Annotated in this window: 9 protein-coding genes; 7 read left to right on the top strand and 2 right to left on the bottom strand. The window is 72.3% G+C overall.

What is annotated here, in order from left to right; translation table 11 throughout:
* Nucleotides 1-45: 45 nt before the first annotated feature.
* The 3 genes from tsaD to SGR02S_RS17665 all read left to right on the top strand — a co-directional run bounded on the left by tsaD (nt 46) and on the right by SGR02S_RS17665 (nt 3,701).
* The gene (tsaD, locus tag SGR02S_RS17675) at nt 46-1,080 is read left to right on the top strand and encodes a tRNA (adenosine(37)-N6)-threonylcarbamoyltransferase complex transferase subunit TsaD (RefSeq protein ID WP_067113082.1); all 1,035 of its coding nucleotides are present in this window, start codon (nt 46-48) and stop codon (nt 1,078-1,080) included.
* A complete protein-coding gene (locus SGR02S_RS17670) occupies nt 1,077-2,069 on the top strand; it encodes an NAD(P)H-dependent glycerol-3-phosphate dehydrogenase (RefSeq protein ID WP_067113080.1) in 993 nt (330 codons plus the stop codon). Before tsaD ends, SGR02S_RS17670 begins: the two co-directional genes overlap by 4 nt.
* A 90-nt stretch (nt 2,070-2,159) precedes the next feature.
* Entirely contained in the window at nt 2,160-3,701 is a 1,542-nt protein-coding gene (locus tag SGR02S_RS17665; RefSeq protein WP_419964902.1) for a lipopolysaccharide biosynthesis protein, read from the top strand.
* Nucleotides 3,702-3,714: 13 nt separating this feature from the next.
* On the opposite strand, the gene SGR02S_RS17660 is transcribed toward SGR02S_RS17665, so the two are convergent.
* Nucleotides 3,715-4,713, bottom strand: a complete 999-nt coding sequence (locus SGR02S_RS17660; protein WP_067113078.1) for an adenosine kinase — start codon at nt 4,711-4,713, stop codon at nt 3,715-3,717.
* Nucleotides 4,714-4,821: 108 nt separating this feature from the next.
* On the opposite strand from SGR02S_RS17660, the gene SGR02S_RS17655 reads away from it, so the two are divergent.
* Nucleotides 4,822-5,517 carry an EI24 domain-containing protein gene (locus SGR02S_RS17655; RefSeq protein WP_067113084.1) on the top strand — a complete coding sequence of 232 codons (696 nt, stop codon included), beginning with the start codon at nt 4,822-4,824 and terminating at the stop codon, nt 5,515-5,517.
* A complete protein-coding gene (locus SGR02S_RS17650) occupies nt 5,514-5,891 on the top strand; it encodes a hypothetical protein (RefSeq protein ID WP_067113076.1) in 378 nt (125 codons plus the stop codon). The genes SGR02S_RS17655 and SGR02S_RS17650 overlap by 4 nt, the downstream gene beginning before the upstream one ends.
* Here the strand turns inward: SGR02S_RS17650 and queG are convergent.
* Nucleotides 5,888-6,964 (bottom strand): tRNA epoxyqueuosine(34) reductase QueG, encoded by a 1,077-nt coding sequence (gene queG / locus SGR02S_RS17645; protein ID WP_067113073.1) that lies wholly within the window; start codon nt 6,962-6,964, stop codon nt 5,888-5,890. The genes SGR02S_RS17650 and queG overlap by 4 nt on opposite strands.
* Before the next feature lie 67 nt (nt 6,965-7,031).
* Between queG and SGR02S_RS17640 the strand changes: the two genes are divergently transcribed.
* The gene (locus SGR02S_RS17640; protein WP_067113072.1) at nt 7,032-7,988 is read left to right on the top strand and encodes an ABC transporter ATP-binding protein; all 957 of its coding nucleotides are present in this window, start codon (nt 7,032-7,034) and stop codon (nt 7,986-7,988) included.
* On the top strand, nt 7,985-9,223 hold the full coding sequence (locus SGR02S_RS17635; protein WP_067113070.1) for an ABC transporter permease: 1,239 nt from the start codon (nt 7,985-7,987) through the stop codon (nt 9,221-9,223). Before SGR02S_RS17640 ends, SGR02S_RS17635 begins: the two co-directional genes overlap by 4 nt.
* The last annotated feature ends 96 nt before the right edge of the window (nt 9,224-9,319 follow it).

Below are 9,319 nucleotides of genomic sequence, written 5' to 3'. Positions count from 1 at the left end.
GGCTTGCCCTGCCGATAAAGGGGCGGGTATGGGTTGCGCAGCAATATGACCCTGATCCTCGGCCTCGAATCGAGCTGCGACGAAACCGCGGCCGCCCTGGTGGACACGAACCGCCGCATCCTCGCGCATCGCGTCGCCGGGCAGGAGGCCGAGCATCGCCCCTATGGCGGCGTGGTGCCGGAGATCGCGGCGCGCGCGCATGTCGACCGCCTCGCCCCGCTCGTCGAAGCCGTGCTCGCCGATGCGGGACTCGCGCTGGCGGACGTCGACGCGATCGCCGCGACCGCCGGTCCCGGCCTGATCGGCGGGGTGATGGTCGGGCTCGTCACCGGCAAGGCGCTCGCGCACGCGGCGGACAAGCCGCTGATCGCGGTCAATCATCTCGAAGGCCACGCGCTCAGCCCGCGCCTCACCGATGCGGAACTGGCCTTTCCCTATCTGCTGCTGCTCGTCTCGGGCGGCCATTGCCAGCTGCTGCTCGTCGAGGGCGTCGGGGCCTATCGCCGCCTCGCGACGACGATCGACGATGCGGCGGGCGAGGCGTTCGACAAGACCGCGAAGCTGCTCGGGCTCGGCTATCCGGGCGGACCGGCGGTCGAACGCATCGCGCGGGACGGCGACCCGCGCGCGGTGCCGCTGCCGCGTCCGCTCGTCGGCAGCGCCGAGCCGCATTTCTCCTTCGCCGGGCTCAAGAGCGCGGTCGCGCGCGCGGCGGCCTCGGGCGAGCATCGCACCGCCGACCTCGCCGCCTCCTTCCAGCAGGCGGTCGTCGACTGCCTCGTCGACCGCAGCCGCATCGCGCTCGCCGCCTGTCCCAGGGCCACCGCCTTCGTCGTCGCGGGGGGCGTCGCCGCCAACGGCGCGATCCGCACCGCGCTCGCCGACCTCGCGCACCGCTTCGACAGGCGCTTCGTCGCGCCGCCGCTGTGGCTGTGCACCGACAATGGCGCGATGATCGCCTGGGCGGGCGCCGAGCGCTTCGCCGCCGGGCTGACCGATCCGCTCGACGTCGCCGCGCGCCCGCGCTGGCCGCTCGATCCCGCCGCCGAGGCCGTGCGCGGCGCCGGGGTGAAGGCATGACGTCCTTCGCCCGCTTCGGCGTTATCGGCGGGGGGGCGTGGGGGACCGCGCTCGCGCAATTGCTCGCGGCCGACGGCGCTCCGGTGCTGCTGTGGGCGCGCGAGGCGGAGGTCACGGCGGCGATCAATGCCGAGCATCGCAATCCGCTCTTCCTGCCCGGCGCGCCGCTCTCGCCGTCGCTGCGCGCGACCGGCGATCTGGCCGACCTCGCCGGCCTCGACGCGCTGCTGATCGTCGTGCCCGTGCCCTATCTGCGCGCCGTCCTGGCCGACCTGCCGACGGACACCGCGCCGCTGATCTTCTGCAGCAAGGGGATGGAGGCGGGCAGCTTCGCCTTTCCGGTCGACATCGCCCGCGCGCTGTTTCCCGAACGGCCGCTCGCCGTCCTCTCGGGCCCCACCTTCGCGCACGAGGTCGCCGCCGGGCTGCCGACCGCGATCACGCTGGCCGCGGCCGATCCGGCGCTCGCCGATGCGCTGGCCCGCGCGCTCGCGCGCCCGCATTTCCGCCCCTATGCCTCGACCGACATGATCGGTGCGGAGATCGGCGGGGCGGTCAAGAATATCCTCGCGATCGCCTGCGGCATCGTCGATGGGGCCGGGCTGGGGCTGAATGCGCGCGCCGCGCTAATCAGCCGCGGCTTCGCGGAGATGACGCGCTTCGGCCTCGCGCGCGGCGCCCAGGCCGAAACGCTCGCGGGACTGGCCGGGCTCGGCGATCTCGTCCTCACCTGCACCTCGTCCAATTCGCGCAATTTCGCGCTCGGCCAGGGACTCGGGCGCGGGGGAAGCGCCGCCGTCCTGATGCGCGACCGCCGCACCGTGGCCGAGGGCGCGTTCAGCGCGCCGGTGATCGCCGAGGCGGCCCGCGCCGGGGGCATCGACATGCCGATCACCGACACCGTCGCGCGGCTGGTCGCGGGCGAGACGGGGGTCGCCCAGGCCATTCAGGCCCTGCTCAGCCGCCCGCTGCGACGCGAAGGCGCGTGAGACACCGCCGATGACATACCGCGCGCAATTGCCTGCCCCGCCGCGGCGCGCTAAACGGACGGGCGGGGAAAAGCAGAAGGGGCGCCAGGCTTGAGCCAGACGGACAGTGCGGCAACGCGCACCCCCGATTCGGCCGCGCCGCCTGCGCCGCTGGCCGATGCCGACGCCGCGGCGCTCGCCAAGGGCGGGCGGACCAATTTTCTCGGCTTCCTCCTGCGCCTCGTCGCGCGCCTGCCCTTCCTCTATTTCGCGGGCCGCTGGTACGGACCGGAGGCGGTCGGGCGCTTCGCCTTCGCCGTGCTCGTCATCGAACTGGTCGCGCAGCTCGCGACGCTCGGGCTCAAGCGCGGGCTCGCCGAACAGCTGAGCGCCCCCGGCGCCGACCATCGCATCGTCGTGTGGGACGGCATGTTCGTCGCCTTCGTCGCCTCGGCGGCGGGCTCGGCGATCCTCTTCGCCTTTCCGCAGCTCATGTTCCCCGCGGGCGATGTCGCGGGCTGGGATCGCTGGATGGCGACGACGGTGTTCGCGATCGCCGGCGCCGACATCGCGCTCGCCGCCTGCGCCTATCGCTACGACATCGGCGCGACGGTGCGCGCGCGCTCGGTCGTCGAGCCGTGGGTGATCAGCTTCGCGGCGTTCGGCTTCGCCTTCTATTCGCTGCGCGACGGGCTGATCCTTTCCTACGCCGCCGCGATGATCGCGACCTTCTTCACCGCGCTCGTCCCGATGGTTCGCCATTATGGCGGGCCCGGCGTCTGGCGGCCGCACCCCGCGCAGCTCATCTCGCTGGCGCGCCGCAACGCGCCGCTCGCCGCCGCCGACGCGATCGAATGGGGCACGCGGCGGCTCGATCTCTTCATCCTCGGCCAGTTCACCTCGCCCGCCATCTACGGCATCTATTACATGGCGCAGCAGGTCGCCTCGCTGCCGCAGAAGCTCAAGACCAGCTTCGAACCGATCCTCGGCCCCGTCATCACCCGCAACCTCGCCGAAAAGCGGCTGGGCGCCGTTGCCGCGCAGGTCAGCCAGGTCGGTTTCTGGATCATCGCCGCGCAGGCCGGGGTCGCGCTCGCGCTCGGCATTCCGGGCGAGGCGGTGATGGGGCTCGTCGGCCCCGAATTCGTCAGCGGCACCACCGCGCTCGCCTTCCTGCTCGCGGCCGAGGTCGTCGCCGCGACCGCGGTGGTCAGCGAGGCGGCGCTGGTCTATGTCGCGCGGCACCGCAACCTGGTGATCAGCCTCGCGACGCTGGCGCTCCAGGCGGCGCTCAGCGTGACGCTGATCCTCGTCGCCCGGTCGATGGGCCTCGCCCCGATCCACTATGCCGCCGCGGTCGCGCTCGCGCTGATGCTCGCGCTCGGCTTCGCGTCGGTCGCCAAGGCGTGGCTGCTCGCGCGCATCCTGCACGCGCCGGTCAACAGCCTGCGCTGGGCGCTCGTCTGGGCGACCGCGGGCGCGGCGATCCTCGGCTGGGGGGCGACCAAGCTGCCCGAGTGGGCCGAACTGCTGTTCGGCATCCCCTTCATCCTCGGCATCTACGGCTGGCTGATCTGGACGCGCGGCTTCGGCCCCGCCGACCGCGCGCTGTTCCGCAAGCACCCCGAGCCGGCGGAAGCGCCCGCCGGCTGAATCGGCCCCGGGCCTATGCCAGGCGTTCGGCGACCTTTGCCTTGAGGTCGGTCTGCGCGCGCGGGCCGACCTGCGCGATGATCTCGCGCGCGCAGACAGCGCCCATCGTCAGGCAGTCGGCGACCGGCCGGCCCTCGGCATGGCCGGCGAGGAAGCCCGCGGCGAACAGGTCGCCGGCGCCGGTGGTGTCGACCACCGCGTCGATCGGTTCCGCCTTCACCTCGGTGCGCGTGCCGCCGGTCAGCGCGATCGCGCCCTTTTCGCTGCGCGTCACGACGAGCAGCGGCACCTGCGGCGCGATGCGCGCGACCGCGGCCTCGAAGTCGGTTTCCTCCGCCAGCGCGCAGATCTCGACCTCGTTGGCGAACAGGATGTCGAACAGCCCCTCGGCGATCAGCGCGCGGAAATCCTCGCCGTGGCGGTCGATGATGAAGGCGTCGGACAGGGTGAAGGCGACCTTGCCCCCCGCCGCGCGCGCCACGTCGATCGCGCGCCGCATCGCCGCGCGCGACAGCGGCGGATCCCACAGATAGCCTTCGAGGTAGAGGATGTCCGACGCGGCGATCAGCGCCTCGTCGATCATCTCGCGGCCCAGCAGATGGCTGGCGCCGAGGAAGGTGTTCATCGTGCGCTGGCCGTCGGGGGTGACGAGGATCAGGCAGCGCGCGGTCGGCGCCCCGCCCGCCAGCGGCGGCGTGTCGTAGGCGACGCCCAGCGTGCGCAGATCGTGCGTGAAGACCCCGCCGAGCTGGTCGTCGGCGACCTGCCCGATGAAGGCGCACCGGCGCCCGAGCGCCGCCATGCCCGCGAGCGTGTTCGCCGCCGAGCCGCCCGACATCTCGACCGCCGGCCCCATCGCTTCATAGAGGCGCGCGGCCTCCGCGGCGTCGATCAGCCGCATCGATCCCTTGACCAGCCCCTCGGCGGCGATCAGCGCGTCGTCGGCGCGGGCGATGACGTCGACGATCGCGTTGCCGATCGCAACGACGTCGAAACGGGCGGTGGAGGCCATGGATGATCCTGTCATGTGGGGGAAAACTGCGCGCGCCTTAAGCGGCTGCGCGGCGCAAGGCAAGCGCGGCGCTTGACGCGGCCCGCCGCTCCGCGCCATCGCTGCGCCATGGCCCGCGCCGTCCAAGCCTTTCTGCTCGCGCTCCGCGACCTGCCGAACGCGCGCGTGCTACGCATCCTCGCGCTCAGCCTCGCGCTGACGCTGCTGCTCTTCGTGGCCGCCGGCGCGGCGATCCTGTTCGCCGCGCGCCGGCTGCTCGATCACGGGCGGTGGCTCGGCGAAAGCGGCACCGACATGGCGAGCGCGCTGCTGGTGCTGCTGCTCGTCGCCGGGAGCTGGCTGCTGTTCCGCGCCGCCGCGATCGTCGTCGTCGGCCTGTTCGCCGACGGGATCGTCGCCGAGGTCGAGGGGCGCCACTATCCCGCCGCCGCGGGGGGCGCGGTGCCGGTCGGCTGGGGCCGCGGCATCCGCCTCGCGCTCGCCTCGCTCGGCCGGCTGATCGCCGGCAACCTCGTCGCGCTGCCCTTCTACATCCTGCTGCTGGTCACCGGGGTCGGCACGGTGCTGCTCGCGCTCGGCGTCAACGCGCTGCTGCTCGGCCGCGATCTCGAGGCGATGGTGCTCGCGCGCCACCCGGACCGGCCGCGCTTCGACCGCGGCGCGCGCTGGACGGCGGGCCTGCTGTCCGCCGCATCTTTCCTGGTCCCCGTCGTCAACCTGTTGGCGCCGATCGTCAGCGCGGCTATGGCCGTCCACCTGCTCCACCTGCCCCGGCGGGCGCCGACCATGAAGGACCGAGGATGATCCGCAGCCACCGCCCGTTCGCCGCCGCCGCGATCGCCGCCACGCTCTCCGGCTGCGCCGCCACCGCGGTGCCGCGTCCCGCCGCGCCCCCGACGCCGACCGTCTTTCCGCCAAGCACGCCCCGCATCACCCAGAACAACAACCTGGTCGGCCGCGACGCCGACAGCACGATCCGCCTGTTCGGAAAGCCCCGGCTCGACGTCACCGAAGGCGCGGGCCGCAAGCTGCAGTTCGCCGGATCGGCGTGCACGATCGACGTCTATTATTATCCGCCGCGCGTCGGCGCGACGCCGGTCGCCACCCATGTCGACGCGCGCACCCCCGACGGGCGCGACACCAATGTCGACGGCTGCATCGGCGCGTTGAGACGTTAGGGCGTCAACACAGCGGACAGCTCCGTCAGCGCCCACGCCGCCGCCTCGGCGACCACGGGCGAGGCATCGCCGGTCAGTTCGGTCAGGCGCGGGCGAAAGCGCGGGTCGCCGCTGTTGCCCGCCGCGATCGCGGCATTGCGCACCATGCGGTCGCGCCCGATGCGCTTGATCGGCGACCCCGCGAACACCTGCCGGAACCCCGCATCGTCGAGCGCGAGCAGGTCGGCGAGCGACGGCGCCGCCAGCTCGGCGCGCGGCAGGAAGGCGCGGTGGCGGTGCGCGGTGTCCGCGAACTTGTTCCACGGGCACACCGCGAGGCAATCGTCGCAGCCATAGACGCGGTTGCCGATCGCCCGCCGCAGCGCGACCGGGATCGGCCCAGCATGCTCGATCGTGAGATAGGAGATGCAGCGCCGCGCATCGACGCGATAGGGCGCCGGAAAGGCCTGCGTCGGACAGGCGTCCTGGCAGGCGCGGCAGCGCCCGCAGCGGTCGCGCCCCGGCGCGCCGGGCCCAAGCGCCAGCGTCGTATAGATGGCGCCGAGGAACAGCCAGCTGCCATGATCGCGGCTGACCAGATTGCTGTGCTTGCCCTGCCAGCCGAGCCCGGCCGCGGCGGCGAGCGGCTTTTCCATCACCGGCGCGGTGTCGACGAACACCTTGACCTCGGCGCCCGGCACCTCGGCGACCAGCCAGCGCGCGACCGCCTTCAGCGCCTTTTTCACGACGTCATGATAGTCGGTGCCCTGCGCATAGACCGAGATGCGCCCGCGATCGGGGTGCGCCGCCAGCGCCAGCGGATCGGCGGCGGGGGCATAGTTCATCCCGAGCGCGATCACCGACCGCACCTCGGGCCACAGGCCGCGCGGCGACCCGCGCTGAGCGGCGCGCCCCTCCATCCAGATCATGTCGCCATGGCATCCATCGGCCAGCCAGGCGTTCAGCCGCGCGGCGGTCTGCGGCGCCGCCCCGGCGTCGGCGATGCCGAACGCCGCGAAGCCGTATGCGCGCGCGACCGCTTCGAGCCGTTCTTCGAGCCGTCCTTCGGGCGTTGGCAAGGCGTCTGAAACCATTGCGGCCCTATACGACAGCCGACGCGCCATGCCATAGTGTCGCGGCATTGGGATCGGGGACCGGATTTTGAGCGATTGCAGCGTCGAGGCGACCAGCCTCACCAAATATTTCGGCGCGTTCAAGGCCGTCGACGGTGTCGATCTCGCGGTGCCGGCGGGCAGCATCTACGGCGTGCTCGGCCCCAATGGCGCGGGCAAGACGACCAGCCTGCGGATGATGCTGGGCATCATCGATCCCGATGCCGGGGTCAGCCGGCTGCTCGGCGGCCATACGCCGCAATCGGTGCGCCACCGCATCGGCTACCTGCCCGAGGAACGCGGGCTCTATCCGGGCATGAAGGCGCGCGAAGCCATCGCCTTCATGGGCGCGCTGCGCGGGCTCGACTGGTCCGAGGGGCGCCGCCGCGCCGCCGGCTTCATGGCCGAGCTCGGCCTCGAACGCGTGATCGACGAAAAGATCCGCAAGATGTCGAAGGGCATGGCGCAGATGGTCCAGCTCATCGGCTCGATCGTCCATGCGCCCGACCTGATCGTGCTCGACGAGCCTTTCTCCGGCCTCGACCCGGTCAACCAGGAGCGACTCGAAGCGCTGGTACGGCGCGAGCGGGAGCGCGGCGCGACGATCCTCTTTTCCACCCATGTGATGGCGCATGCCGAGCGGCTGTGCGACCGGATCGCGATCATCGCGCGCGCGCAGCGGCGCTTCGAGGGCAGCGTCGACGATGCGCGCGCGCTGCTGCCGATGCAGGTGCGCTACACCCCCCGCGTCGCGGCCGAGGCATCGGCGATTCGCGCGCTGCTCCCCGCCGCCGCCGAACCGCATGGCGAGGCGTGGCATTTCGCGATCGGCGATGCCGACGTCGAACCGTTGCTCGCCCGCATTACCGCGAGCGGGTTCGGGGTGACCGGCCTGTCGATCAGCCGCCCGGCGCTGCACGACGCCTTCGTCCACATCGTCCGCCAGGTCGATGCCGGCTTTCACGCCGACGCAGAGGATGCGGCGATCGAGGAGGCCGCCGCATGACCCCCTTCCTTCGCACGATGACCGTCGTTGCGCGGCGCGACTTTCTGGCGATCGTCGCGACGCCGACCTTCCTGCTCTTCCTGCTCGCGCCGCTGTTCATGCTCGGCATGGGGCTGGCGGGGGGCATGGGCGCGTCGCAACTTGCGGACAGCGCGCGCGGCACCGGCCGCATCGTCGCGGTCGCCGATGCCGCCGATCTCGAAGCGCTGCGCGCCGCCGATGCGCGCCTGCGCGCCGCGATGCCGCGCCCGCCGGCGACGCTCGAACTGCGCGCCGCCACGCCCGCGAACGCCGACCCGGTCGCGATCGCGCATGAAAAGGGCAGCGATACCTATGCGGTGATGATCGGCGCGCTCGCCGCCCCGCATATCGTCGAGCGCGAGGCGGGCGGCAGCGCCGGCCGTTATCTGGCACTGCTCGCCGGCGAGGCGCTGCACAGCCGCGCGGCGGGCCCGCCGCCGCCCGTCACGCCGCGTTTCGAGGCGCTCGCCAGCGGCGGCACCAGCGTCGCGCTGCAACAATCGATCGGCTTCGCCGCGGTGTTCGTGATCTTCCTCCTGACCCTGCTGCTCGCCGGACAGACGGTGAGTTCGCTGGCCGAGGAAAAGGGCAACAAGGTGATCGAGATCCTCGCCGCCGCGGTGCCGCTCGAAGGCGTGTTTCTCGGCAAGCTGCTCGGCATGCTGGGGGTCGCGATCCTCTTCATCGCCTTCTGGCTGGCGATCGCGGTCGTGGCCGGGCTGATCTATGCGGCCGGGCTCGACCCCGCGGCGCTCGCCGCCGCCGGCGCGGCGCCCGTCCCGGCGCTGGCGACCGCGCCGGCGACCGGCTGGCCCTTCTTCCTCGCCATCGGCTTCGCCTATTTCGTCATGGCCTTCCTGCTGCTCGGCGCGGTGTTCCTGGGCATCGGCTCGCAGGCGGGCACGGTGCGCGAGATCCAGATGCTCAGCCTGCCGATCACCATCTTCCAGGTCGCGATGTTCAGCCTGTCGTCGGCCGGGGCCAGCGCGCCGGGCAGCGGCCTCGCGACCTTCGCGCAGATATTCCCCTTCTCCTCGCCGCTGGCGATGGCGGCGCGCGCGGCGACCGACGAGGCGCGCGGCATCCACCTGCTCGCGCTCGGCTGGCAGGCGCTGTGGGTCGCGCTCGTCGTCTATCTTTCGGTGCGCCTCTTCCGTTCGGGGGTGCTCAGCGGGCGCGGCGACTGGCGATTCTGGAAGCGCCGGCTGCGCTGACTTTAGCGCGACGTGCGTGAAATCTGACACACCCTCTCAGCCGTTCGTGCTGAGCTTGTCGAAGCACCGTCCTTCTTCTTGCGTCCGCGAAAGAAA

Source organism: Sphingopyxis granuli NBRC 100800 (genome assembly GCF_001591045.1).
Classification (GTDB): Bacteria; Pseudomonadota; Alphaproteobacteria; order Sphingomonadales; family Sphingomonadaceae; genus Sphingopyxis; species Sphingopyxis granuli.
Note: the sequence above shows the minus strand (reverse complement) of the source record. Positions and strands in the feature narration are given on the sequence as shown.

Coding starts and splice junctions, on each gene's coding strand:
- tsaD (WP_067113082.1), top strand. CDS start 46: ATGACCCTGATCCTCGGCCTCGAATCGAGCTGCGACGAAACCGCGGCC.
- SGR02S_RS17670 (WP_067113080.1), top strand. CDS start 1,077: ATGACGTCCTTCGCCCGCTTCGGCGTTATCGGCGGGGGGGCGTGGGGG.
- SGR02S_RS17660 (WP_067113078.1), bottom strand. CDS start 4,713: ATGGCCTCCACCGCCCGTTTCGACGTCGTTGCGATCGGCAACGCGATC.
- SGR02S_RS17655 (WP_067113084.1), top strand. CDS start 4,822: ATGGCCCGCGCCGTCCAAGCCTTTCTGCTCGCGCTCCGCGACCTGCCG.
- SGR02S_RS17650 (WP_067113076.1), top strand. CDS start 5,514: ATGATCCGCAGCCACCGCCCGTTCGCCGCCGCCGCGATCGCCGCCACG.
- queG (WP_067113073.1), bottom strand. CDS start 6,964: ATGGTTTCAGACGCCTTGCCAACGCCCGAAGGACGGCTCGAAGAACGG.
- SGR02S_RS17635 (WP_067113070.1), top strand. CDS start 7,985: ATGACCCCCTTCCTTCGCACGATGACCGTCGTTGCGCGGCGCGACTTT.